This window comes from Bradyrhizobium sp. PSBB068, assembly GCA_016839165.1.
Lineage (GTDB): Bacteria > Pseudomonadota > Alphaproteobacteria > Rhizobiales > Xanthobacteraceae > Bradyrhizobium.
On the sequence record CP069300.1, the window covers coordinates 2,941,918 to 2,965,114 of the forward strand.

Annotated in this window: 23 protein-coding genes and 1 pseudogene; 13 read left to right on the plus strand and 11 right to left on the minus strand. The window is 65.6% G+C overall.

Annotated elements, in window-relative coordinates:
* Nucleotides 1–30 precede the first annotated feature (30 nt).
* Nucleotides 31–675 carry a glutaminyl-peptide cyclotransferase gene (locus JQ507_13500; GenBank protein ID QRI72414.1) on the minus strand — a complete coding sequence of 215 codons (645 nt, stop codon included), beginning with the start codon at nucleotides 673–675 and terminating at the stop codon, nucleotides 31–33.
* A 33-nt stretch (nucleotides 676–708) separates the two neighbouring features.
* Nucleotides 709–1,929 carry a helix-turn-helix domain-containing protein gene (locus JQ507_13505; GenBank protein ID QRI72415.1) on the minus strand — a complete coding sequence of 407 codons (1,221 nt, stop codon included), beginning with the start codon at nucleotides 1,927–1,929 and terminating at the stop codon, nucleotides 709–711.
* Between the two features lie 158 nt (nucleotides 1,930–2,087).
* Here JQ507_13505 and JQ507_13510 point away from each other — a divergent pair.
* Nucleotides 2,088–2,270, plus strand: a pseudogene (locus tag JQ507_13510) (hypothetical protein).
* Nucleotides 2,271–2,275: 5 nt separating this feature from the next.
* On the opposite strand, the gene JQ507_13515 reads toward JQ507_13510, so the two are convergent.
* Nucleotides 2,276–3,367, minus strand: coding sequence for an adenylate/guanylate cyclase domain-containing protein (locus tag JQ507_13515; GenBank protein QRI72416.1), 1,092 nt, complete (start codon nucleotides 3,365–3,367; stop codon nucleotides 2,276–2,278).
* Nucleotides 3,368–3,443: 76 nt separating this feature from the next.
* On the opposite strand from JQ507_13515, the gene JQ507_13520 reads away from it, so the two are divergent.
* Both JQ507_13520 and JQ507_13525 read left to right on the plus strand, forming a co-directional pair.
* Complete coding sequence (locus tag JQ507_13520) at nucleotides 3,444–3,896, plus strand: SRPBCC domain-containing protein (GenBank protein ID QRI72417.1); 453 nt, start codon at nucleotides 3,444–3,446, stop codon at nucleotides 3,894–3,896.
* A gap of 212 nt (nucleotides 3,897–4,108) precedes the next feature.
* Nucleotides 4,109–4,675 carry a histidine phosphatase family protein gene (locus JQ507_13525; protein QRI72418.1) on the plus strand — a complete coding sequence of 189 codons (567 nt, stop codon included), beginning with the start codon at nucleotides 4,109–4,111 and terminating at the stop codon, nucleotides 4,673–4,675.
* Nucleotides 4,676–4,685: 10 nt separating this feature from the next.
* On the opposite strand, the gene JQ507_13530 is transcribed toward JQ507_13525, so the two are convergent.
* Nucleotides 4,686–5,039 carry an MmcQ/YjbR family DNA-binding protein gene (locus JQ507_13530; protein ID QRI72419.1) on the minus strand — a complete coding sequence of 118 codons (354 nt, stop codon included), beginning with the start codon at nucleotides 5,037–5,039 and terminating at the stop codon, nucleotides 4,686–4,688.
* Between the two features lie 200 nt (nucleotides 5,040–5,239).
* On the opposite strand from JQ507_13530, the gene JQ507_13535 reads away from it, so the two are divergent.
* The 4 genes from JQ507_13535 to JQ507_13550 all read left to right on the plus strand — a co-directional run bounded on the left by JQ507_13535 (nucleotide 5,240) and on the right by JQ507_13550 (nucleotide 8,619).
* The gene (locus tag JQ507_13535) at nucleotides 5,240–5,857 is read left to right on the plus strand and encodes a PadR family transcriptional regulator (GenBank protein ID QRI73325.1); all 618 of its coding nucleotides are present in this window, start codon (nucleotides 5,240–5,242) and stop codon (nucleotides 5,855–5,857) included.
* A gap of 23 nt (nucleotides 5,858–5,880) precedes the next feature.
* Nucleotides 5,881–6,525 (plus strand): class I SAM-dependent methyltransferase, encoded by a 645-nt coding sequence (locus tag JQ507_13540; protein QRI72420.1) that lies wholly within the window; start codon nucleotides 5,881–5,883, stop codon nucleotides 6,523–6,525.
* A gap of 108 nt (nucleotides 6,526–6,633) precedes the next feature.
* Nucleotides 6,634–7,329: a GNAT family N-acetyltransferase gene (locus JQ507_13545; GenBank protein QRI72421.1), complete on the plus strand. Its 696-nt coding sequence runs from the start codon at nucleotides 6,634–6,636 to the stop codon at nucleotides 7,327–7,329.
* Nucleotides 7,330–7,392: 63 nt separating this feature from the next.
* Nucleotides 7,393–8,619, plus strand: a complete 1,227-nt coding sequence (locus JQ507_13550; protein QRI72422.1) for a beta-lactamase family protein — start codon at nucleotides 7,393–7,395, stop codon at nucleotides 8,617–8,619.
* Between the two features lie 18 nt (nucleotides 8,620–8,637).
* Here the strand turns inward: JQ507_13550 and JQ507_13555 are convergent, their stop codons facing one another.
* From JQ507_13555 to JQ507_13565, 3 genes are all read right to left on the minus strand, one after another.
* Complete coding sequence (locus tag JQ507_13555) at nucleotides 8,638–10,551, minus strand: right-handed parallel beta-helix repeat-containing protein (protein QRI72423.1); 1,914 nt, start codon at nucleotides 10,549–10,551, stop codon at nucleotides 8,638–8,640.
* A 216-nt stretch (nucleotides 10,552–10,767) separates the two neighbouring features.
* A complete protein-coding gene (locus JQ507_13560) occupies nucleotides 10,768–12,093 on the minus strand; it encodes a TROVE domain-containing protein (GenBank protein QRI72424.1) in 1,326 nt (441 codons plus the stop codon).
* 1,198 nt (nucleotides 12,094–13,291) lie between these two features.
* Nucleotides 13,292–14,233 carry a LysR family transcriptional regulator gene (locus JQ507_13565; GenBank protein QRI72425.1) on the minus strand — a complete coding sequence of 314 codons (942 nt, stop codon included), beginning with the start codon at nucleotides 14,231–14,233 and terminating at the stop codon, nucleotides 13,292–13,294.
* Between the two features lie 96 nt (nucleotides 14,234–14,329).
* Here JQ507_13565 and JQ507_13570 point away from each other — a divergent pair, with 96 nt between their 5' ends.
* Nucleotides 14,330–15,553: an MFS transporter gene (locus tag JQ507_13570; GenBank protein QRI72426.1), complete on the plus strand. Its 1,224-nt coding sequence runs from the start codon at nucleotides 14,330–14,332 to the stop codon at nucleotides 15,551–15,553.
* Between the two features lie 63 nt (nucleotides 15,554–15,616).
* Nucleotides 15,617–15,961, plus strand: coding sequence for a Lin0512 family protein (locus JQ507_13575; GenBank protein QRI72427.1), 345 nt, complete (start codon nucleotides 15,617–15,619; stop codon nucleotides 15,959–15,961).
* Nucleotides 15,962–15,990: 29 nt separating this feature from the next.
* Here JQ507_13575 and JQ507_13580 read toward each other — a convergent pair whose 3' ends face one another.
* Nucleotides 15,991–16,854: an SDR family oxidoreductase gene (locus JQ507_13580; GenBank protein ID QRI72428.1), complete on the minus strand. Its 864-nt coding sequence runs from the start codon at nucleotides 16,852–16,854 to the stop codon at nucleotides 15,991–15,993.
* 79 nt (nucleotides 16,855–16,933) lie between these two features.
* Here JQ507_13580 and JQ507_13585 point away from each other — a divergent pair, with 79 nt between their 5' ends.
* Nucleotides 16,934–17,638, plus strand: coding sequence for a glutathione S-transferase N-terminal domain-containing protein (locus tag JQ507_13585; GenBank protein ID QRI72429.1), 705 nt, complete (start codon nucleotides 16,934–16,936; stop codon nucleotides 17,636–17,638).
* 4 nt (nucleotides 17,639–17,642) lie between these two features.
* Here the strand turns inward: JQ507_13585 and JQ507_13590 are convergent, their stop codons facing one another.
* Both JQ507_13590 and JQ507_13595 read right to left on the minus strand, forming a co-directional pair.
* Nucleotides 17,643–18,188, minus strand: a complete 546-nt coding sequence (locus JQ507_13590) for a disulfide bond formation protein B (protein ID QRI72430.1) — start codon at nucleotides 18,186–18,188, stop codon at nucleotides 17,643–17,645.
* Nucleotides 18,189–18,196: 8 nt separating this feature from the next.
* Nucleotides 18,197–18,355, minus strand: a complete 159-nt coding sequence (locus tag JQ507_13595) for a hypothetical protein (GenBank protein QRI72431.1) — start codon at nucleotides 18,353–18,355, stop codon at nucleotides 18,197–18,199.
* Nucleotides 18,356–18,500: 145 nt separating this feature from the next.
* Here JQ507_13595 and JQ507_13600 point away from each other — a divergent pair, with 145 nt between their 5' ends.
* From JQ507_13600 to JQ507_13610, 3 genes are all read left to right on the plus strand, one after another.
* Entirely contained in the window at nucleotides 18,501–19,829 is a 1,329-nt protein-coding gene (locus JQ507_13600; GenBank protein QRI72432.1) for a dicarboxylate/amino acid:cation symporter, read from the plus strand.
* A gap of 223 nt (nucleotides 19,830–20,052) precedes the next feature.
* On the plus strand, nucleotides 20,053–21,078 hold the full coding sequence (locus JQ507_13605; protein ID QRI72433.1) for an AraC family transcriptional regulator: 1,026 nt from the start codon (nucleotides 20,053–20,055) through the stop codon (nucleotides 21,076–21,078).
* Between the two features lie 117 nt (nucleotides 21,079–21,195).
* Entirely contained in the window at nucleotides 21,196–22,356 is a 1,161-nt protein-coding gene (locus JQ507_13610) for an acyltransferase (GenBank protein ID QRI72434.1), read from the plus strand.
* Between the two features lie 577 nt (nucleotides 22,357–22,933).
* On the opposite strand, the gene JQ507_13615 is transcribed toward JQ507_13610, so the two are convergent.
* Nucleotides 22,934–23,062: a transposase gene (locus JQ507_13615; protein QRI73326.1), complete on the minus strand. Its 129-nt coding sequence runs from the start codon at nucleotides 23,060–23,062 to the stop codon at nucleotides 22,934–22,936.
* Between the last annotated feature and the right edge of the window lie 135 nt (nucleotides 23,063–23,197).

A 23,197-nucleotide genomic window follows, 5' to 3' on the forward strand; every position in this document is an offset into this window, starting at 1 on the left:
CTCGCTCAGCGCGTGGAGCGATTGATCGCTTTACGCGCGGCTGCGTTTCGGCCGCCTGATGGCGCGCACCTTGTTGTTGGTCGAGCCGCTGCCGCAGAAGAAGCGGTCCTTGCCGTCGGACTCGAGCCCGGAGACGAACACGCCCTTCGGCATTTCCAGCCGCTCCATGACCTCGCCGGTCTGCGGGTCGATCCGCCTGACGTCGCTCTGCTCCTCTTCCCAGGTGCCGTGCCAGAGTTCGCCATCGACCCAGGAGACGCCGGTGACGAAGCGGTTGCTTTCGATGGTGCGAATGACCTTGCCGGTTTCCGGATCGACCTGAACGATGGTGCGGTCGCGATACTGGCCGACCCACAGCGAGCCTTCAGCCCAGGCGAGACCCGAGTCGCGGCCGCCGCCGGGCGAGGGGATCGTCGACACCACGCGTCCGCTGTTCGGCTCGATCTTCAGGATGCGGTCCTCGGCGATCTGATAGAGGTGCTTGCCGTCGAAGGCGGTGCCGGCATGGGCCGCGATGTCGAGGCTGCGGGTGGTGTTGCCGCTGTCGGGATCGAACGCGACCAGCCGGCCGCCGGCCGCGAACCACACCTGCTCGCCGTCGAAGCTGACGCCGCCGACGCTCTCGACGCCTTCGAAGGCATATTCCCGGATGATCTCGGCTTCGGACGTCTTCATGCGGCGCTCCAGTTGTCTGATTTCATCCCGATGCTAGCCGTTCGGCAGCGGGGCAGGGAGTAACAACGTCGTCGTGAATCCCGGCACCGGGGGCGTCATCCAGCGCCGGGCGCGGGCGCGGCCGACCGACTGCACCTTGCCGGTGGCCGCCAGCGCGTCGAGCGCGCGCTGGACGGTGCGCTGGCTGGCGCCGAGCGCGACCGACAGCGCCGAGCTCGACCAGGCCTCGCCGTCGGCGAGGAAAGCCAGGACCGCCGCATGCTCCTCCTCGACCGGCAGCGCCAGCACGCTGACCTCGCGGCGGCCCCGCGGTGCCAGCACGAAGCCGTCGGGCGTGGCGTTGAGATCGGCAAGCGGCAGCAAGGCCCGGCGCAGCCGTCCGATCTCGACCCGCAGCCGCGCCCGATGCGATTCATCGGCGTGCTTGCCGCGAAACGCGCGCGCGATCAGCGTGCCGCGGGAGGCGTCCTGCGGCCAGGCTTCGCCCAGCGCGCGGGCGAGCGCGAACAGCACCGGACGCCGCGTCAGCGAGACCGTGGTCCTGGAATCACGCACGACGTAGCGGCAGGCATCGACGACGAGCGCCTTCGATGCCATCAAGGCCTCGACCTCATCGAGCAGCAACGGCCGCTGTTGGCCGCGCGCAATCAGGCGCGCCGCCGGTGTGGCGAGCAGCTTCGCGGTGCTCTCCACTTCGGCCGCAAGCCCGGCGATGCCGGCGCGGTGCGCGGCATCCCTGGCCCGTGCCAGCGCCGCGCGTGCCGGCTTGGTCCGTAGCCGCCGCATCGCGATCCCGGCGACGACCAGTTCATGGCCGACCCGCAGTGCCGGCGGGAAGGGCGATGGATCGAGGCCGTCAAGCATGCGCTCGGCCGCGTCGAGGCTGCCGATCAGCAGCAGGCGGCGGATTTCGAGATAGCCGGCGTGCGCGGCGTTCAGCGCATCGCCACGCGCGGCGAGCGTCGCGCGCGCAGCGGCGAGGCTCTTGCCGGGAAAGGAGAGGTCGCGCGACACCAGCGCGATCTCGGCCTCGGCTACCACGCAGCGCGCCCGCGCGATGGCTTCCCGTGGACCGAAGGCCCGGCCGGCGCGGCGCAACAGCTCCTTGGCGCGCGTGAAATCGCCGAGCCTTGCCATCGCGATGCCGCGCAGCGCCAGCGCCGGCGCATCGTCGCGCAGCGCCACCCGTTTCAGTGCGCCGAGGGGATCACCCGCCGCGAGTGCGCGCGCCGCAGCCGCAATCAGCGAGTCCATTCGAATCCCGACACACTTGTCACTCTCGCCCTCCGAGGCCCGGTCCTAATCTAGCACATGACGACATGGCGCATCTCCAGCGAGATCGAATGATGACCGGCTTAGAAACACATCAGGATTGGTTGAAGGGCCGGCTTGGCGGCCGTGGCGCGATCGCCGCGCGGTGGCTGTCGCTGGCGGCGGCGCCGACCTTCGCGGTGATGGCGCTGACTGCCGCGCTGGCGCCGGCCGACATGATCTGCGGCGCGATGCAGGGACCGCTTTCATTGCAGGGGATGGTCCCGATGTACGCGCTGATGAGCGCATTTCATCTGGCGCCGTGGTTGCGCCTGTTCCGATGATCGGCTCATCTCTCCGGCAAAGTGAAGACCGCACAGGGCCGCGCGATGCCGCGCAGCTCATGGGTGCCGAGCGCGACCAGCGGCATCTCGGTCTCGGCGGCGACGGCGTCCGAGACCAGCACGGTCTGCTGCAGCGGCTTGCACAGGCCTTCCAGCCGGCTGACCAGATTGACCGCGGCGCCGATCGCGGTGAAGTCGAGGCGATCGGCGGCGCCGATATTGCCCCAATGCACCTCGCCGAGATGCAGCGCCGCGCCGAAGGACAGTGCCGGCAAACCCTGCTTGCGCCGCTCGGTATCGAGATGCGCCATGCCGACGCGCGCCGCCGACACCGCACGCAACGCCGCCTCGCACGCGCTGCGAGCGCCCGTCGTGACCGGAAAGATCGCGAGCAGCCCGTCGCCGATGAACTTCAGCACCTCGCCGCCGAAGGCGTGGATCGCGCCGGCGATGCGGTCGAACCAGGCGTCGAGCGCGGCGATCACCTCGGCGGGCGGATGGCTTTCGGAGAGCGCGGTGAAGCCGCGCAGATCGGCAAACAGCAGCGCCGCGCGGATGGTTTCGCCGGTGTTGCGCCGCAACGGCGATGCCAGGACGCGCGCCGCGCTGCGCCGCCCGAGATAGGCCTCCAGCGCCGCGGTCAGCGTGGCACGCGCCGCGAGCGCGGCGAGCGGCGCGGCCGTGAAGCGCGCCGCCTCGCGCAATCGATCCGTCTCCGCAGGCGTGAAGGCGCGTGTTCCGATCCAGCCGAGGGTCGGGCCGTCCGGCCGCGTTCCAATCATGTCCTCGTGGATCGGGCCGGGCGCGAGACTGCCGAGCCAACGTCGGCCGGCATCGGCGGATCCGATCATATCGGGCATTGCAAACGGTTGTTCCGGCGCGAATCCGAGCGCCTCGATGACCTCGCCGTTGTCGGCGCGCCACAGCCAGGTGCGCCTGGCAATAAGGGGATGCGGAACCTCGAGCGTCAGGACACCGCCGGCAAGCGGCAAGCCATCCGTGATAAGATGGCTGCCGAGGTCTGCCAGCAATCGGTTGGCGCCCGCGGTCTCGGCGGCGGCGTCGACCAGCCAGCTCAGCGTCGAGGGCAAATGCATCACTCCATCATGGCGTTGACGTACCAGACTTGTCACGCGTTATCGCTACATCCGATCGTCCATGGAGGAGAGTTCGATGACCGAAGCTTTCATCGTTCAACGCGAGATGCAGATCGCAGCGCCGCCCGCGACGGTATTCGCCTTCCTGACCGATCCGCAGAAGATCGTGAGCTGGATGGGGCTGGAAGCCGAGACCGAGTTGCATCCGGGCGGGCTCTATCTGCTCAAGGGCGTCGCCGGCGATCGCACAAAGGCGGCACGCGGCGCGTTCCGCGAGGTCGTGCCGGTGCATCGTCTCGCCTACAGCTTTGGCTGGGAGGGAGGCGCGGAGGTCCCACCGGGATCCAGCCTGATCGAGATCGACCTGATGGCGCAGGACAACGGCACGCTGTTGCGCATGACCCATAGTGGCTTGCCCAACGCGGAGCAGTGCGCGAGCCATAGCAAGGGTTGGGCGCACTATCTTGCCAGGCTCGCGCTCGCCGCCGGGGGCCGAGCTCCAGGGCCTGACCGCGGTCCGCACGCCTGATGGTCGCCGTGGCTTGCGTCGGTCATTTCGAGCGGAGCATGATCGAGCAGAAGTTCATCCTCGTGTCGTTCATGTCCCTCAGCGCCAGCGCGTCGCTGGTCGATCCGGTTTTCGCAAATTGTGACGCCGTTCATGAAGCGGAGGCCTGATCGGGGATAGGGTCAACCTCACTGAAGTCGTAACCATTCACGCAACTTCTCCGAGAGGCCGCCATGGACGCGCTCACGCTCTTCATCATCCGTCATGCCGAGAAGCCCGGCGAGTCCTGGCCGGGGCCTGGCTTCACCGCGGATGGGGCGTCCGACACCGAGTCGCTGGTGCTCCGCGGCTGGCAGCGCGCCGGGGCGTGGACAGCCTTGTTCGGCACCGACCTCACCGGCGGCGATTATGCCAAGCCTGACGCGATCTATGCCGCGACACCCGGAAACGAGCCCAATCAGCCGCCGTCGAGCCGTCCGGCCGAGACGATCTCGGCGCTCGCAGCGCGTCGCGGCCTGACGCCGAACCAAGGATTCGGCAAGGGTGACGAGCCGGCGCTGATGAAGGCGATACTCGCGTCGAAGGGCGTCGTGCTGTTGTGCTGGGAGCACAAGGCGATCATCTCCGACATCCTGCCGCTGATCCCGGTCAGCAAGGGCACGCCGCCGACCAAATGGGAGGGCAGCCGGTTCGACGTCGTGCTGCGCTTCGAGCGCGCCAAGGGCGACGACAAGTTCGCCTTCAAGGAGCTGTTTCCAAAATTGCTGTTCGGCGATTCCAGCAAGCCACTCGGCGGCTGAGCCGCGCCGATCAGTCGAGCCCGAGCGCCTTGCGCGATTTCCGCGTCAGCTTGGCCGCGATCAGCGCATGGGCCTGATCGAGATAGGTCTTGAGCTCGGCGTCGGGCAGGGCATCGTTGCCGAGCAGCTGGACCCATTTGCCGCGCGCCAGATAAGGCGCCGGCCGTGCGAGCTGCTGCTCGATCAAGAGCTGATAGGCCATGTGCGAGGTCTTGAACATGAAGCCGCCGGACCGCTCGATGAAGCCGCCGGCCAGCGCGAACATCTTGCCGCCGACCTTGAACACTGACGTGCCCTCCCATTGCACCACCTTGGTGGCGGCGGGCAGGCGCAGGCAATGGGTTTCGAAGGTTTTGGGGCGCATGAGTCGAACGGACCGGAGGGTTCAAAGCCTTAAGCCCGCCGCGCGTCGGTCGACAAGCCCAGTGAGGGCCGACGATCCCAGGCTCGTTCCGATCCCCGCTGTATCCTCACGGCCTCACGAAAACGTGGGTTGTCGCCGTCCTATCTGTAGATATATCGTAAGATATGTTTTCAGTAAGGAAAAAGACAATGAGACGATCGATGTTTCGCGACCGGGACCACGAGGGCTTCGGATTTGGCTTCTTCATGGGACGGCACGGCAGGGGCGGCCATCGCTTTGGCCGGGGCGGCCACGGCTTCTTCGGGCGGGGTGGCGGCGGCGACTTTCCGGGATCGCGCCGACTCTCATCGCAGGACCTGCAACTCGTGATCCTGGCGTTGCTCGGCGAGCAGCCGGCGCACGGCTATGAGCTGATCAAGAAGATCGAGGAGCGGTCGGACGGCTTCTACAGCCCGAGCCCGGGCGTGATCTATCCGGCGCTGACCTTCCTCGAAGAGATCGGCCACGCCAGCGTCACCCAGGATGCGGCGCGCAAGCTCTACAGCATCACCGAGCAAGGCAAGGCGCATCTCGCCGAGAACCGTGCCACCGCCGATACCATTCTCGAAGCGCTGTCGCGGATCGGCCGCCGCATGGAGGAGGTGCGCGAAGCCTTCGCCGGCGTCAGCGATCTCGACGGTGAAGCGTCCGACGATATTCACCGCGCCCGTCATGCGCTGAAGAGCGCGCTGCGTCAGAAGCGCGGCTGCGATGCCGCCGAGGCGCGGCGGATCGCAAAGATCCTGGACCGCGCTGCGGCTGAAATCCTGCAGCAATGACGCAATCGCAAAGGAAGCCCTTCATGTACAATGCTGAACCGCACAGCGCGATTACCGATGCCCGCGTCATGGCCGTCATCGAGCGCCTGCAGGCCACGCGCCGGGCGCCGGTGAGAGGCAACCCGATGCAGAGCAGCAGCCGCGATCCACACGATTATGCCGAGCAGGGTTTCTCGATCCACCCGGAGCAGGGCGAGCTGATCTACCTGCTGTGCCGCGGCCTCGGCGCCAGGCGCGTCGCCGAGTTTGCGACCTCGGTCGGCATGTCGACGCTCTATTTCGCCGCGGCGTTGCGCGACAATGGCGGCGGCACCGTGATCGGCTCGGAGATCGTGCCGGCCAAGGTCGCGGCCGCGAAGCGCAACTTGGCGGAGGCCGGCCTGGCGGATTACGCCGAGATCCGCGAGGGCGATGCACGGAAGACGCTGCGCGATCTCGGCGGCCCCGTCGACTTCATCCTGATCGACGGCTGGCCCGGCGACAAGGGACCGACACTGGCACGCCAGGTGATCGAGATCGTAGCTCCCCAGCTTCGCGTCGGCGGCTACGTCATGAACGACAATGCCGAGGCGGATTTTCTGGAGTTCGTCCGCGATCCCCACAACGGCTTCGTGTCGATCACGCTGCCGCTGAAGGGCGGCACCGAGCTTTGCCTGAAGGTGGCGTAGCCGGGTTTTGCCAGCTGGCGTGATTGTGAGCCGCAATCACGTCACGCCGTGCTGGATTTTGCCGGCGCTTCTTGCTCTTCTTTGGAAAAATCAGGAGCGAAGCGCCGCATGTCCGAAGTTCCGCCACGCCATCCGCTTGATCGTCCGATCTGGAGCGCGCTGACCACACGGCAGCGCGAGCTGGCGGAAAGCGACACCGCTGCAAGGCGCTTCCCGCTCGCGATCGCGCCATTTGCCGACATGGTCGACATGTCACCGCAGAGTTTTGCCGCGCTCGGCGCGCTGTTGTCGGGACCGGACATCGCGGTGCTGTTCACGCCCGATCCGCTCGCCGTGCCGTCGGAGTTCAAGGTGCTGCTGGCCGAGACCGGTGAGCAGATGATCGGTGCGCCGGCGGACTTTTCTCTGTCCGGCGTCGAGATCGTCAGGCTCGGCGAAGGCGACGTTTCCGCGATGATGGCGCTGACGGCACTGACAAAACCCGGACCGTTCAGCGCGCGGACGCATGAGCTCGGCAATTTCTTCGGCATCCGCGTCGGCGGCGAACTGGTCGCAATGACCGGCGAACGGATGAAGTCGGGAAACTATACCGAGATGACCGCCGTCTGCGTGCATCCGGACCATCGCGGCCGGGGCTATGCGCAGGCGTTGCTGTCGGCGGTCGGCCGCCAGATCGTGGCGCGCGGCGAAATTCCGTTCCTGCACGTCTTCACCAGCAACGCCTCGGCGATCGCACTGTATCGGCGCCAGGGCATGGAGATCCGCCGCCGTCTGCACATCACGGTGTTGCAGAAGCAGGGTTAGCGCCGGGCTGAAGGGGGAGATCTCTACTCAGATAAATGGGGACGAAACAGTTCAGTTCAAGAATTGTCAGGCGCCCCTCTCACCGCGCATGTCCCGCCTCCCTCAAAGCCTGGGGATGGAGCGGGGAGCACAGCCATCGCAGTTGCGACGATAGACGGATTCGCCGACGCGCGGTTTTCGGCGGCGCGTGAAGCGTTCGAGGCCAATTTCGCCGATGGTGAGGAGCTCGGCGCGTCGTTCTGCGCCACGATCGACGGCGAGACGGTGGTCGATCTGTGGGGCGGTTTCGCCGACGAAGCGTGTCGGCGGCCGTGGACGCGCGACAGCATCGTCAACGTCTATTCGATCACCAAGACCATGACCGCGCTGACCGCGTTGTGGCTCGCCGATCGCGGCGAGCTCGACTTTGCAGCACCCGTTGCGCGCTACTGGCCGGAGTTCGCCGCGAACGGCAAGGTCGGCATCACCGTGGCGCAACTGATGAGCCATTCGGCGGGCCTCTCGGGCTGGCATCCCGCGATCAGCGGCGAGGATTTTTATGACTGGGACAAGGCGACCTCGACGCTGGCCGCGCAGGCGCCGCTGTGGGAGCCAGGCACCGCATCCGGTTATCACGTCTACACCTTCGGTTTCCTGATCGGCGAGGTGATCAGGCGCATCACCGGCAGGACGCTCGGCACGGTGTTTCGCGAGGAGATCGCGTCGCCTTTGAACGTGGATTTCTGGATCGGCCTGCCGGCATCGGAGGATCATCGTGTTGCCGACCTCGTGCCGTTCCTGCCGTCATCGGCCGCGACCGGCGTCGAGATGACGACGATCCAGAAGATCACCTTCAGCGACACCCGTACCGACGTGCCATCGACCCGCACCCGCGCCTGGCGCGGCGCCGAGATCCCGGCGGTGAACGGCCACGGCAACGCGCGTTCGATCGCCGCGATCCAGACCATCCTCGCGACCGGCGGAGTTGCGAATGGCCAACGTATCATGTCGGAAGCGGGCTGCCGCAGGGCGCTGGAGGTGCAGATCGATGGCCCTGACCTGGTGATGCGCGGCATCTCCGTCCGCTTCGGCCTCGGCTACGGTTTGCCGAGCCCGATCCTCAGCCTGGTGCCGCCCAATCCGAACACGCTGTTCTGGTCCGGCGGCGGCGGCGCGTTCGTGCTCATCGATACCGACGCGCGCATGACGTTTGCCTATGCGATGAACCGGATGCATCGCGGGTTGGTCGGCGATGCCCGCTCGTTCCGGATCATCCGCGCAATGTGGCGGGCGCTCGGGATGACGCCCTGATTGGAGAGCGTCGCGCGCTCAGGCCAGCCTGTTGCCGGCGAGGTGCACCGTGTGCTTGTCGCAGCTCGGATCGATCGCGACGGCAATCGTCGTGATGTGCCCGCGAGCGACGACGTTGTTGCTGATCTCGATATTCCTGGCGCGGCCGACGAAGATCGCGCTGTCGGGCTTGATATGGAAGAACTCGCCGGCCCCAAACAAATTGCCGCGCACAAATGTCTGGCCGATCGCATTGCCGGCGATCCTGGCGCCGTCGGCATTGCTGACGAAGATCGCGTAGATGTAGGAATCGTCGATGTGATTGCCCTCGATGATGACGCGCCGGTTCTGGAAATTGTTCTGGAAACCCGTTGCTCCTTCCGGCGGCACCATGCCGACATAGATCGTGCCGAGCGTTCCGCTGCCGCTGGTCAGTTCATTGGCGCCGTTGACGCAATGGCTGAAGCGGTTGTTGCGGAACACGAGGTTGTCGGCGAATCCGGACTCCGACCAGAAGCCGATGTCGCTCCCTGCCTGCAGCGCGACGCCGGTCGAGAAGGTGAACTGGCAATTCTCGACGATGGCGTTCGGCGCCTTCATCAGCACGCGGCCGCAGGCGTGGAAATTGCAACGCAGCACGGTGGCGCCGGATCCGATATGCGTCAGCGAGGTGATGGCATCGCCGACCTTGAGCGGCAGGTCCTGTTGCAGGACGACGTCGTAGATCAGGTCCGGCTGCGTGGTCGGGCTCCTGTTCTTCCAGAGCGGGGCGATCTTGGCCTTCAGCTCCGGCGCGTGACGCTTGGTCAATTGCGCGACCTTGCTGCGTCCGAGTGAACCAAACGTCGCGTGATCGCAGCTCTCGATATCGTCGCCGGCCACAAGGCCGACGTCCCATTTGGGGCTGAGCAGGAACCGCCGCGGCGCGGTCTTCGCCACGACGTAGTAGTAGAAGCCGTGCACGTTGATGGCATCGTCGGAGGTGTTGGCGAAACTGCAGTCCTCGATGGTCGGACCGTTCGCGACCGCGGTGAAGTGCGAACCATCGGAGTTGGTCGAGATCAGGCGGTCGGTTGTTGCGCCCTTCGGCCGGGGTCCCGGAACGACGGAGACCTTCTGCAGCATCATGGAGCCTTCGCCGCCGCTCTCGACAATGCCCATGCCCGGCGAGGCCAGAAGCTTCAGGTCGATCAGGCTCGTCGCAACGCTGGAGTCCACGGCGATGGCGTTCGCGCCGCCATTCGCGACGGTGACGACGTCACCGACTGCGATCGGCAGTTGGCTGGGAAAGCGATCGTTCGCGCTCCAGTGCAGGCGCACCTTGATCAGGCCGTCGCTGACGCGCGTGGCATGGGCCGGTGAGAGGAAATCCCTGGCACCGGTCTTCAGCGCCCGGTTGTGGCGATCCATCACCTTGAAGAAGCCATCGGTGAAAGTGGCGAGCAGCGCGGCATCATCGGGATAGCCGGGATCGACCTTGACCGTGATCTCGATCGCCTGCTTGTCGAACGCGGTGATCGTCCCTTGCGTGAAGGGCAGCGGGTCGTAGTCGATGGTGAGATCGCGGACGGTGAGGCGGTTGCAGCCGGAGATCGTCAGGGTGCCGCTGCGCGCCGTGTTGATCAGCTGTGCGCCATTGCCGTTGAGCTCGAAGCCGTGCAACTGCCGGAACGCAAGCGGCCGCTTGATTCGGTAGCTGGCGTTCTTTTCCAGGTTGAGCACGATATGAACCGGCCCCGCCTTGCTGGCGTCCGCTGCCGCTTTGGCGATTGAGGCCAGCGCCTTGGCGAAGGCCGCGTCGGCGTCGCCGCCTGAAGTGGCGGAGAAGGTCGCCATGTCGAAGCTGGCCGCGCCCGGGACCGGCAACGATTCGGCGCGGCTTTCCCTGCCAAGCAACGGGCTCGTTACAAAAAACGAGGCAAGCGTCAGCGCCCGCCGGCGGCTAATCGGCATGGTGCACGGCTCCCTGCGAGACCGGGATCGGTCGCGTGCATGGTCGGTTCGCGAAGATGAATTGGAGCCAAACGGCGTGGAGCCGGCGCGGCCGCTCGCGACATTGTGAATGACGTTGCCGCCGCTCGTGCGCTGCGCGAGCGGAGCGCTCGTCCGTCGCACCAAAAAAAAGGCCCGGGCGCATGCGCGTCCGGGCCCATTGTTGTCGAGCAGGCGTCAGTGCATCGTCTGTTCCGACGCCGCGATCCAGGCGATGACGGCCTCGGAGAAGCCGTCGACCCGCGTCCACGGGCCGTGTCCGACGCCGTGCTGGTAGGACGCCACGTTGACCATGTATCCGCGTCCCTTCGGGGCGGGCACCTGGTCGTGGCTCTGCTCGTCGGTGAAGACGATCAGGCGATCGCCCTTGCGGTCGATCTCCGTCACCGCCTTGCCGAGATACGTCCCGCCATGCGGCTGCGAGCCGATGATCGCATCGCGCAGCGCGAAGCCGCGGCGCGGCGGCAGCTTCACGACCTCATTGCTGAACGTGAAGATCTCCACCTCGTCGCAGACTTCGCGGGCGAGGATCGCAAGCCCGCAAGCCGCCTCCGCCCGCGTCATCTCGGACTGGGCCGAGAGCGGCGAGAACATCGATCCCGACACGTCGATCAGGAGCCGCGTGCGGCCATCGAGCCGCGCGTAGTCCTTGACCGACTTCAGCATCGCTGCCTCGAGCTCCGGCTCGAAGTCCGGCGCATACCGCGCCACCGTGATGAAGCGGTAGGGCAGGATGCGGTCCGTCCGCATTGCGTCGATCGCCTCCGCGATGGTTCGGCGCGGCACCTCAGCCTTCTGCATCAGGCGCAGGTTGCGGAGCAGCGCCAGCCCGCCGAGCCGGTTCTTGGCGATCAGGCGCTCGAAGGTTCCACGCTTGTCCTTGCCGGACGAGAGCGAAACCTCCCAGGTGTCGGGCGAGGCCAGCTCGCCGTCGACGAGCTGCTTCCACACCTTCTCCTGCGCGGCATCCTTCGGCTTGGCGTGGACCAGGAACAGCACGTCCTTGATCCGCACCGCGCCGTCGCGATCGTACTTCGCGAGCTGGTAGGCGTCGAACTTGGTCAGCGCCCGCGCCAGGCCCTTCTTGATCTGCGCCGAGACGGGCTGACGCTTGCGCTGCTGCTGCGGGCCGAGCGCATCCGCCCAGTAGATCGCAAGCAGCTCGGTCATCTCGTCGGGCCGCTGGATCACGCGAGCCAGCGTATCGGCAACGAGGCCGCGATGGGTCGGATGCCGCGCCATCTCGCGGACCACGAGCAGCGGCGCGTGCCTCAGCTTCATGGTCTCGCGCGCAGCGATGGCGAGTTCGGCCGTCCGCTCGGGCGCGACCAGCGGCACCAGCGCCTTGATGCGATCGGCGATCGCGACGCCGTCCTCGTAGAACTGGTTCTCCCACAGGAGGCAGTTCAGCAGCGCGCGCCGCAGCTCCATCTCGGGCGTGAAGCGCTTGCTGCGCGCGCCCTCGCGGGTGAAGGCGCGCATGATCTTGTTGATCGTGGCCATGATGGCCTCCTTTCTGGGGGAGTATGGATTGGAAAGTGGAGCCGGGGAACTGGCGAGGCTGGACTGCCCTTTTAGGGCGTCGCACGCTCTTCCATCGAGCCACGGATGTATCATCCGGAAGGAATCGAACCTTCTGCCTTGCGATCCGAAGTAACAGCACTCTTCACCACCTGCATTGGCGGACCACGACCCGGGAACAGGCGATTGCTGAGACCCCGTTCGGCAGCTTACCCTGCCAGTCGGGAAGCGCTCTACCACTGAGCTACCGGTGCACATGACACCGGGCGGGATTCGAACCCGCGACCTCTCGTTTCACAGACGATGTAACAGCGATCTTCACCACGGGGCGTGGAAGGGGTCGGCGGGGAACAAGCGATGCTGTTGCTGCCCTTGCGGGCGAACCGCCTTTCGGCGTGCGGGCCTCGAACCCGCTCGGCGCCGTAGCGCCTTCCCACGAAGTAACAGTCATCTTCACCACCGCCTGACCGGCGCATCTGCGCCGGTCGTCGATAGGTACGCTGGGGAACTGGCGATATCGGTGTCAGTGACGACAACACAGCCGCTCGCCTTGCGGACGAGAGACTGCGCCGGGCCGCACGCGGACCTTTGCCTGGCCGCATCCCGGTGCGTGTGTCACAGGCGGGATTCGAACCCGCTCTTTCCAGTGGAGCGAAGTATCCGACATCTTCACCACCAGCGTCGGTTGAGCCGCAGTGATGCGGCAAACCGTTTTGAAAAATTTCGTCGCGGCGCTGTCGATGCGCCGCCGATTGCGAACTCCTCGGAGTCCGCTCTGCCATCGGTGTCCGGCTCATCGCCTCGTTCCCTCCGGCAGGCCCCGCGCACTTGGGCACGCGCGTCTCCGCGCGAGCCCCGGGATCCGGGTCTCCCGTTCCGGCTTGCGCCGGGCAATTCGAATGAGCCGTGCTGCGGACAACAAAAAAACCCTCCGGAGCACTTGGCTCGGGAGGGTCCGTTTAGGCGGACTGTCGACCTCGCATTATGCGAGGTCGCTCCGATGAGCCGGGCACGCGCTACCGATCGGCCGCAGGCCGTTCGACAGTTGGCGGGATCTTTCAAATCCGTAGTGCATCATCTGGCTCATGTTTGATCGCGAACGGTGGTGCTCGCGAAGGTTGCGGGACATACGCCTCGCCGATGTCGATGTCAACAACGGAAAATGATGACGGCTGAAAATTCAGCGCCGCTTGCGCGGCTTCGCTTTGCTCGCGGGCTTGCCGCCATGCGCGGCGATCCGCGTCAGCGCATCTGCAAACACGCGTGCGGCGGGGCCGAGCGGCTCGTCGAGCCGGCGCGCGAGATAGGCCTCCATTGCAAGCGATGCGTTGCGTCCGAGTGCGCCGGTCTCGACCCTCACCAGGCGGCGTTCGCTCAAGTCGCGCGCCACCTGCCAGATCGGCAGCCGGCCCCAGCCGAGCCCGGCCATGATCATGGCGTGCTTGGTGTCCTGGTTGCTGACCCTGCAAATCTGCGGCGAGAGGACGCCGAAGTTGCGGCCTTCCGACAACGGCGTCGGGTCCGACAGCACGATCTGCAGATGATCGGCGAGGTCGGCGACGCTCTTGTGGCCGCGGCGCGCGAGCGGATGGCTTGCGGAGGCGACAGCGATGATCTGCACGGAGCAGATCGCGTCGAGCGCGAGGCGGGGATCGCGAAAATCCTCCCCGACCGTGACGGCGAGCGCGCTGCGCCGTTCGGTGAGGGCGGCGATCGGACCGCCCATCGGTTCGACCGCGAGCCGCACGCTCACCGATGGATAGGCCGCCCGCATCTCCGTCAGCGCCGCGCCGACAGCGGCGATCGGAAACAGCGTGTCGACGACAACAGCGAGTTCCGATTCCACCCCGTCGCCAAGGCCGTGCGCCCGCGCCCGCATCGCGTCGACCCGGAGCAGGAGATCGCGCGCATTGCCGAGCAGCGCCTTGCCTTCGGCCGTCAGCACCGGGCGATGGCCGGAGCGGTCGAACAGCATGATGCCGAGCTCGGCCTCGAGGTTGGCGATGGCGTGGCTGACCGCGGACTGCACCCGCGCCAGCTTCGCCGCAGCGGCGCGAAAACTGCCGGTCTCGGCGATGGTGACGAAGACCCGGATCTGATCGAGTGTGAGGTTATCGAGCATGATCTATGAAATCGATCAAATGAATGCAAAACATATCACTCCTGTTGATGGTCCGGAAACGCTATTTGTCGTGAGGTGAGCAGGGTGGGTGGACGCATGACGATCGAGACGGCCGTGGCGCGGCAAAGCGAGGCGAAGCGATGGGCGACGGTCGCGATCGTGATGGGGTGCGGGATCGGTGCCGCGCTGCAGGTCGGCAAGGTGCCGATCGCCGCGTCGATGTTGCAGCAGAACCTCGGCGTCGACCTCGCCGCGGTCGGCTCGGTCGGCGGCATCTTTGCGGTGCTCGGGCTGGCCGGCAGCGTGCCGGCAGGCGTCGTGATCGCAGCGGTCGGCGCGCGCCGGGTGATGCTGTGCGGCCTCGCCGCCATCACGCTCGGTGCGGTCTCCGGCGCGCTCGCGCCGTCACTTGTGGCGCTGCTGGCGTCGCGCATGCTGGAAGGGCTCGGCTTCCTGCTGGTGATGGTCGCGGCCCCCGCGTTGCTCGATCGTGCCGTCGATGTCGGTGCGCGCGACGTCACCATGGCGGTGTGGAGTTGCGTGATGCCGTTCGGGATCGCGCTGGCGCTGGTTGCCGGGCCGATCTTCGGTGGCTGGCGCGCGATCTGGTGGGCCAGTGCCGCGTTTGTCGCGTTGCTGTTCGTTCTCGCCAGCGTCTTCGTCCCTGAAGTCGCGTCGCGGAGCGGCCCGGCGCGTGCCGGCCTGATGCAGGAGGCCACGGCGCTGGCGCGTCGCCGTACTCCGGCACTGCTGATGGTGCTGTTTGCGCTCTACAGCCTGATGTTCTTTGCGCTGTTCAGCTTTCTGCCGATCCTGCTCACTGCGCGGCTCGGCGTCTCAAGCCAGAGCGCCGGCGGGCTCAGTGCGTTGGCAGCGGCGGCCAACGTCGTCGGCAATCTCGCCGCCGGCAATCTGCTGGCGCGCGGCGTGAGCCGCCCGTTGCTGATCGCGGTAGCGGCCCTGGTGATGGGCGCGTCTGCGCTCGGCATCTTCCTGCCCCTGCTCGGCGGGTGGGGGGCGTTCTTTCTGTGCCTGCTGTTCTCCGCGACCGGCGGCCTGATCCCGGCGACCTTGCTCGCGACCGCACCGGCGGCAGCGGGTTCGGCGGCGATGGTTCCGGTCATGATGGGACTGTTGATGACCGGCAGCAATTTCGGCCAGGTCACCGGTCCGATCGCGGTTGGGTCTGTGGTGTCGGCATGGGGCTGGGGTGCGGCCAGCGTCATGGTGGTTGCGGCGGCGATCCTTGCCGGTCTCGCGGCATGGCTGCTCGCGCGCGGCGCTCACAACGGCGCAAGTGAGACCAGGGACCCGGCTTGACGCCGCCTGCGCGGAGGGCGAAGGAGTGAAGCTCTCTCACGCCAACGACAACAGGAAAGTTTCATGACACGCGTGCGCTGTATCACCGAAATGGGCATGGGCGTCGACGTTCACGGCCGCGACGCCACCAAGGCCGCCAAGCGGGCGGTCTCGGATGCGATCCGCCATTCCAGCCTCGGCTTCTTCCGCATGCTCGGCAAGACCGCCAACGACATGTTCGTCGATGTCACGATCGCCGTGCCGAATCCCGAAGCGGTCGATACCGAAGCCGTCGCCAAGGAACTGCCCTATGGCACCAAGACCGTGAGGGCGATTGCGGGCGGCCTCGAAATTCCCTCCGATCTCGGCAACGACCCGATCCTGATCGCGAATGCCGCCGTCATCGTCAGCTTCGACGACGGGAAGTAAATGCGGAGGCGGCGACCGGTATGTTTGCGTTACTCGCCGGCTTTGAAATAGTCCGGCTTGCCGGTGGTCCAGGTCTCGCCCCAATGCTGGCCGCCGCCGTCGACGGTCAGCGTCTCGCCGGTGATGAACTTGCCGGAGGGCGCGGCGAGATAGACGGCGGCTTCCGCGATGTCCCAGGGCGTGCCCGGGCGCATCATCGGGTTGGAGCGCGGATAGGCGGCGCGCGCCGCCTCGCTGTACACGTTCCAGCCATCGGTCTCGATCGCGCCGGGCGCGATGCAGTTGATGCGGACGTTCAGCGGCGCCCATTCGACCGCGAGCGCGCGCGACAGCCCGATCACGCCGGAGCGTGCCGCGATCGAGTGCGCGATGCCGTAGAGGCCGTGCGTCGTGACCACGACGATGTTGACGATGCTGCCTTGATGCTTGCGGTCGCGCCAGCGCTGCGCCGCGGCCTGCATCATGTACCAGGTGCCGTTGAGGTTGGTGTTGATGACCGCATTCCAGCCCTTGATCGAGACATCGATCGCGGCCTGCGGGAACTGGCCGCCGGCGCTGTTGACGACATGATCGATGCGGCCATGCGCAGCCCACAGCGCGTCGAACATCGCACCGACCGCGTCGGCATCCCTGATGTCGGCGACGTGCGCGGATGCCTTCAGGCCGCGACGGCCGAGATGATCGACGAGGGCATCGAGCTTGTCGGCATTGCGTCCTGCGACGACGACATGTGCGCCGAGCCGGGCGAACAGCCAGACGATCGCGCGGCCGATGCCGCCGGCGCCGCCGGATACGACGACAACTTGACCGGCCAGCGCATCGGCCGCGAACACGGTCGGATGATCCGCGAGCTCGTCGTCGGAAAGGCCGAGCGTTGTCTGTTGATCCTTCATGACTGGTTGCAGACCTTGCGGCTTTCAATGAGCTCCGTACATTAGCCACCCAACAACAACCCTGCAAAGAATGTCTGACATGACCGACCTCACAGCTTTTCCCGTCACAAAACGCTGGCCCGCCCAGCATCCGGACCGCCTGCAGCTCTATTCGCTTCCGACGCCGAACGGCGTGAAGGTCTCGATCATGCTCGAGGAGATCGGGCTGCCCTACGAGGTCCACCTGATCGATTTCAACACGGACGACCAGAAGACGCCCGAGTTCCTGTCGCTGAATCCGAACGGCAAGATCCCGGCGATCCTCGATCCCAATGGCCCCGGCGGCAAGCCGTTGCCGCTGTTCGAGTCCGGCGCCATCCTGCAATATCTTGCCGAGAAGACCGGCAAGTTGCTGCCGGCGGATGCAGCGCGCCGCTACCAGGCGATCCAGTGGGTGCATTTCCAGATCGGCGGCATCGGCCCGATGTTCGGCCAGGTCGGCTTCTTCCACAAATTCGCCGGCAAGGATTATGAGGACAAGCGGCCGTTGCAGCGCTACGTCGCGGAGTCCGCGCGTCTGCTCGGGGTGATGGAGAGCCATCTCGACGGACGGCAATGGTTCATGGACGATGAATACACCATCGCCGACATCTCGATGCTCGGCTGGGTGCGCAATCTGATCGGCTTCTACGGCGCGCGCGAGCTCGTCGAGTTCGACCGGTTCAAGAGCGTCGCCGCGTGGCTGGAGCGCGGTCTGAAGCGCCCGGCCGTGGAACGCGGGTTGAATATTCCGAAGCGTCCCTGAGCAGCTACTTCAGCAACTCATAGACGACCGGATTGTCGGCGCAGGCGCCAAAGCCGCACTCGAGCAGGGTCGAGACCGCGTTCAGCGCCGTCAACCCGATCACGAGCCAGACGGCGCCCAGTGCGAATCCGTCGGGCACGGTGGCTTGTGCCGCGCGGTGTTCGAACTGGCGGTCGAACAGCAGCATGGCGGCGAGCAGCACGATCGCTGCGATGAAGGCGATCAGCGCCCACGTGTAATAATGATAGCCGAGCAGCGCCGAGCCGTAGCCGGCATCGCCGGGGAGGATATGCAGCAGCACCTGCCGGGTCGAGACCGAGGCGCCGACGACAGCCGCCAGCAGCGACAAGGCATAATGGCTCGGCCGTGGTCCGAAGCGGATGTTCAGGATCGGCCCGATCGCCAGCAGCGCGAAAAGGATGCGCTGCAGCAAACACAGCGGGCAGGGCAGCTCGCGCAGCATCAGCTGCGCCGCAAAAGCAGCAGTCAGCAGCAGCGAGAGGGCATAGAGCGCGAGCGCATTCAGGGTCACGGCCCTTGTGTCGGTCATTGCCGGCCTCAGAACGACAAGGTGAGACGGTCGGTGGCGTGATGCAGCAGGGTCGCGACGCAGGCGACCAGGATCACCGCGAACAGGCCGATCGCCAGGGGACGCGGACCACGCCAGGCCACCAGCATGGCGATGGTGATGGCGAGAAACAGTGCGGTGAATTCCATCCTCAGCCTCCGGGTGCGAGCCGGCCGCAGTCTATGACAGATTCGTGTGTGTTGGCGGCGGCGCGAATGGGCATTGTCGCTTGCGTGTTGCTCCGCCAAGATGGCACCACTCGTTGTGTCAAATCCTAGCCTCCCGGGACATCTCATGACCACAGACGCGATCAAGCCGGTTGCCCATCCCCGTCATCAGCCCTGGTACAAGATCCTCTACATCCAGGTGCTGATCGCGATCTTCGCGGGCGTCTTGATCGGGCATTTCTATCCCGGCCTCGGCAAGCAGTTGAAGCCGCTCGGCGACGGCTTCATCGCGCTGATCAAGATGATGATCGCGCCGGTGATCTTCTGCACCGTGGTGCACGGCATCTCCTCGATGGGCGACCTCAAGCGCGTCGGCCGGGTCGGGCTGAAGGCGCTGATCTATTTCGAGGCGGTGTCGACCGTCGCGCTCGCGGTCGGCCTTTTGATCGGCGAGCTGCTGCAGCCCGGCCGCGGCTTCAACATCGATCCCTCGACGATCGATCCGAAGGCCGTTTCCACTTACGTGACCCAGGCGAAGGAGCAGGGCATCGTCGCCCATCTGATGGCGATCATCCCCGACTCTTTCTTCGGAGCGCTGGCGCGCGGCGACCTCTTGCAGGTGCTGCTGATCTCGATCCTGTCGGGGTTCGCCATCGCCTTGATGGGCAAGCCCGGCGAGCCGATCGCCGAGGCGATCGACAAGGCGTCCAAGATGTTCTTCGGCATCATCCGGATGATCGTCCGCGTCGCGCCGCTCGGCGCGTTCGGCGCGATGGCCTTCACGGTCGGTGCCTACGGCCTCGGCTCGCTGGTCAACCTGGCGGCGCTGATCGCGACCTTCTATCTCACCAGCATCCTGTTCGTGCTGATCGTGCTCGGCGCGATCGCGCGGCTGGCGGGCTTTTCCATCATCCGCTTCATCGCCTATATCAAGGACGAGCTCCTGATCGTGCTCGGCACCTCGTCGTCGGAGACGGTGCTGCCGCAGATGATCCAGAAGATGGAGCATCTTGGCGCCTCGCGCTCGGTGGTCGGCCTTGTGGTGCCGACCGGCTACAGTTTCAATCTCGACGGCACCAACATCTACATGACGCTGGCGACGCTGTTCCTGGCGCAGGCCACCAACACCCATCTGACGATTTGGCAGGAGCTCGGCATTCTCGGCATCGCCATGATCACCTCGAAGGGCGCGTCCGGCGTCACCGGCGCCGGCTTCATCACGCTCGCCGCGACGCTGTCGATCGTGCCCGATATTCCGATTCAGTCGATCGCCATCCTGGTCGGCATCGACAAGTTCATGAGCGAGTGCCGCGCACTGACCAACCTGATCGGCAACGGCGTCGCCTGTATCGTGATCAGCCTTTCCGAAGGCGAGCTCGACAAGGACGCGCTGCACGAGACCATGGCGCATCCGCTCGAGCTCGGCGAGGCGCTGGAACCGGGCGGGACCGGGTAGGGCAGGATGACGTCGTCGGGCTGTCGCAGGGGGGCGTTGCCAAAATATGAAAAACAACCCCATGCAAAGGCGCCGGCGGCGGCGATGTTCGATCAGGCGACTGTTCGACCAGGCGACTTGACACGTCGGGCAACTCAGGGCTATTTTCTAATATTCCGAAATAGCGCGGGTGTCCGTTCGCCCCGCGGCGCCCACATCGCTGGCGAGCCCGTCGACCAGTTTGGTGAAGAAGATGCTCCTGGATACAGGTCTTCGCGGCGGGGCCCTCGCTTTGCTGGTGCTTCTTGCGCTCGACGCGCTGCTGCAGTTGCGCAACAGCCGGCTCGGCCGCATCACCCTTGTTTTCGACCTGTGCGGAATTGCGTTTCTCATTGAGACGGCTCCGCAATTTCGCGACAGCCAGGCAGTGTGGGTCCTCTTGCTGCGGCTGGCGAGCAATATGGCGGCTGCTGTCTTCGTGCTCTGGAGCGAGGAGGTGTTCGACGACACGGCGAGGCCGCCATGGATCGGCTGGACAGCGGTGAGTGCGATGGCGTTGCTTGCCACCTGGTCCGTGGTCACCGACTCTTCATGGGCCTGGCTCGCGACCCATGTCTGCGCTCTCGTGCTTGTGGTGATCGCGATCGGCCGCGTGCTGCTGGGCCGGGCCGACGACCTGATCGAGATGCGCCGCCGCGATCGGGTGGTGTTCGCATGGGGTCTGGGCCTCGCGATCGCGGGCTGCACGCTGATCGGGTCGAGCAATCTCGGGATGACACCTGCGCTTCCCGGTGTGGTGGCCATCGCGCTTGCCGCTGCCTTGCTGCGCATGCAGAGGGCAGGCCCGATCTCCGCGGTCGCTGCCGCGTCACCGGCATCGAGCCCGACCGCATCGACGTCTGAAATGACCGAGGCGGAAGCGGCCCTCTATCGGCGTTTGCTGACGGTCATGGAGGTGGAGCGGGCCTACCGCGACGGCAGCATGACGATGGCCAGCCTGGCCAAGCGGCTCGACACGCCGGAATACCGCGTCCGCCAGCTCATCAATCAGCGGCTCGGCTACGGCAACTTCGCCCGCTTCGTCAATTCCTACCGGCTGGCGGAAGCGCGCTCGGCCCTGGCCGATGCCGGCCAGGCGCGTGTCCCGATCCTGACGATTGCACTGGATGCGGGCTTCGAGTCGATCGGCCCGTTCAATCGCGCGTTCAAGGCGGTGACTGGGGAAACGCCGAGCACATTCCGCAAAAGGACCCTGGCCGGGCCGGTCTGAGCCACCGATTGTCGCAAACGGCCAGACTTTGCGGGTTTCGGCGACCCTGACTGCGACTTTCGGCGCGACCGGTCCGGCCTTGGCCACCATGTTGGTCGTCCCGCAAAGGAGACGCACATGGAACAGCCCGTTCGCCCAACGCCCCACAGGCTCCTGTATATCGACAATCTGCGCTGGTCGGCGATCAGCATGGTCGTGGTCATGCATGCCGCCGTCACCTATTCGCCGTTCGGAAGCTGGTACTATCGCGAACATCCACCATTGGGCCTGGGCACCCGGGTGGCCTTCGCGGCCTATCAGGCGTTTCAGCACGCCGTCTCGATGGGGCTGCTGTTCGGCATCGCCGGATACTTTGCCGCCGGCATGGTCGCCCGCCGCGGCGTCGTCGGCTTCTTGAAGGAACGGCTGTATCGGCTCGGCATACCTCTGCTGCTTTATATCGGGCTTATCGGACCGCTGACCGAGTACTACGTGGCGGGATCATGGTGGTCGCAGCCGCGCCGGGGTTTCATTGAGGACTGGTTGCGCCACGTCTCCGACGGGCAGCTTCTGGACGGCTCAGGCCCGCTCTGGTTCTGCCTCGTGCTGTTGCTGTTTTCCGGCTGCTTTGCCTTGCAGTGCAGATTCCGTCCGATCGGCCGGCCTTCCCCGGGACCGGTACCGGTACCGGGCCTCGCCGTTGTGCTCGGCTTTGTCCTGACGATGAGCGCCGTGACGTTCGCGGTGGGGCTGCTGGCGCCGGACGGCCGCACCATCCTCAACATCGCCATTCACGACGCGCCGCAATATCCCTTCATGTTCGCCGCCGGAGTCGCGGCATGGCGGGGCGATTGGCTGCGACAGATTTCGAGCAGTGCAGGGCGGCGCTGGCTTTTCTGCGGGCTGGCGGGGAGCATCGCGCTGTGGGCCGCCATCGTCGTGTTCGGGGGAGCCCTCGAAGGTCGGCTGGCCGACTACGGCGGCGGTTGGCATTGGCAGGCGGCTGGCATGGACTTTTGGCGGTCGGCGACGTGCGCCTCGCTCAGCCTGGGGTTGGTGGTGCTGTATCGCGACCTGTTCGACTGGCAGGGTCCGGTGACGGGATTCCTCAGCCGCAATGCCTTCGGCGTTTACGTCCTGCACGCCCCTGTGCTGATCGCGGTGACGCGCGTCATGCACGATTGGTCCGTTGCCCCGCAATGGAAATTCCTGCTGGCAAGCCTCATAGGCGTCGTCGCCAGCTTTCTGGTTGTCGGATTGCTGGCCCGGCGCGTTCCGGGGCTGCGCGCGGTGCTGTGAGCATTGCAGCGCGCATGCGCGGTGACGAATGATGTCTAAAGATTAAGCGGGTAGGGATTTTGCTCAATGATTGGTTGAGGTAGGTGCTCTTGTGCACCTAGGAATCATGCATTTTGCCGACTTCTTTTCCTCCAGCAGTATTCATGAGAGCCCTGCGTAGCGATGTCGAACCATTCTCGGCTTTCCCTTACCGAACGAGAAGCGTTGTTCGGCACGCGCAGCAGGTTTCGTATTTTAGCCGTCGAGAAAGCGGGCGACTCAGCTGTCATCGACATGGAGCAAGTCTAGCTATGAAGCAAGCATGGGTTGATAACAGCTCCACCAAAACCAACGGCGATGAGACAAGTTTTCCGAAGCTGCCGAGCAAGAAAAAAACGCGTTCTTCAAGCACCGCGAAAACCGTCACGGTGATCGAGACGGGCCTCCGACGAATTTAAAGAAGAAGATGCAATCAAGCGGCGGCTAGTCCGATTTACTTTTCGACGTGCCGCTGCTTTGCCGCGCTTCAAAGCCAGCGCCGCAATCCGATTCACCTAATCCCCATTCGAGACCCGGCGATTGTCCTCACGCCATGAGGTCACGACAGGTCCGCGCCAGCAATATGCTGGTGGATGCCGATCTCTGCGCGGCGCAGGTGGCTGAAATACTCCTCAGCCTGATTGGTGCAAGCGCCGTCGAGGCTGTATGCCTCCTCCTGATGGTTGATCCATCTCGAAAACGCTCATGCAGACCATACCAAGAGGTGGCTTCGTCGGCGTTGACGACCGTCCCCCTTGGCGATGCGCGCCTTGATGAATGCGACGGCTTGGCTCTCGGAGCCAAACACGGCCAGGACCGACTT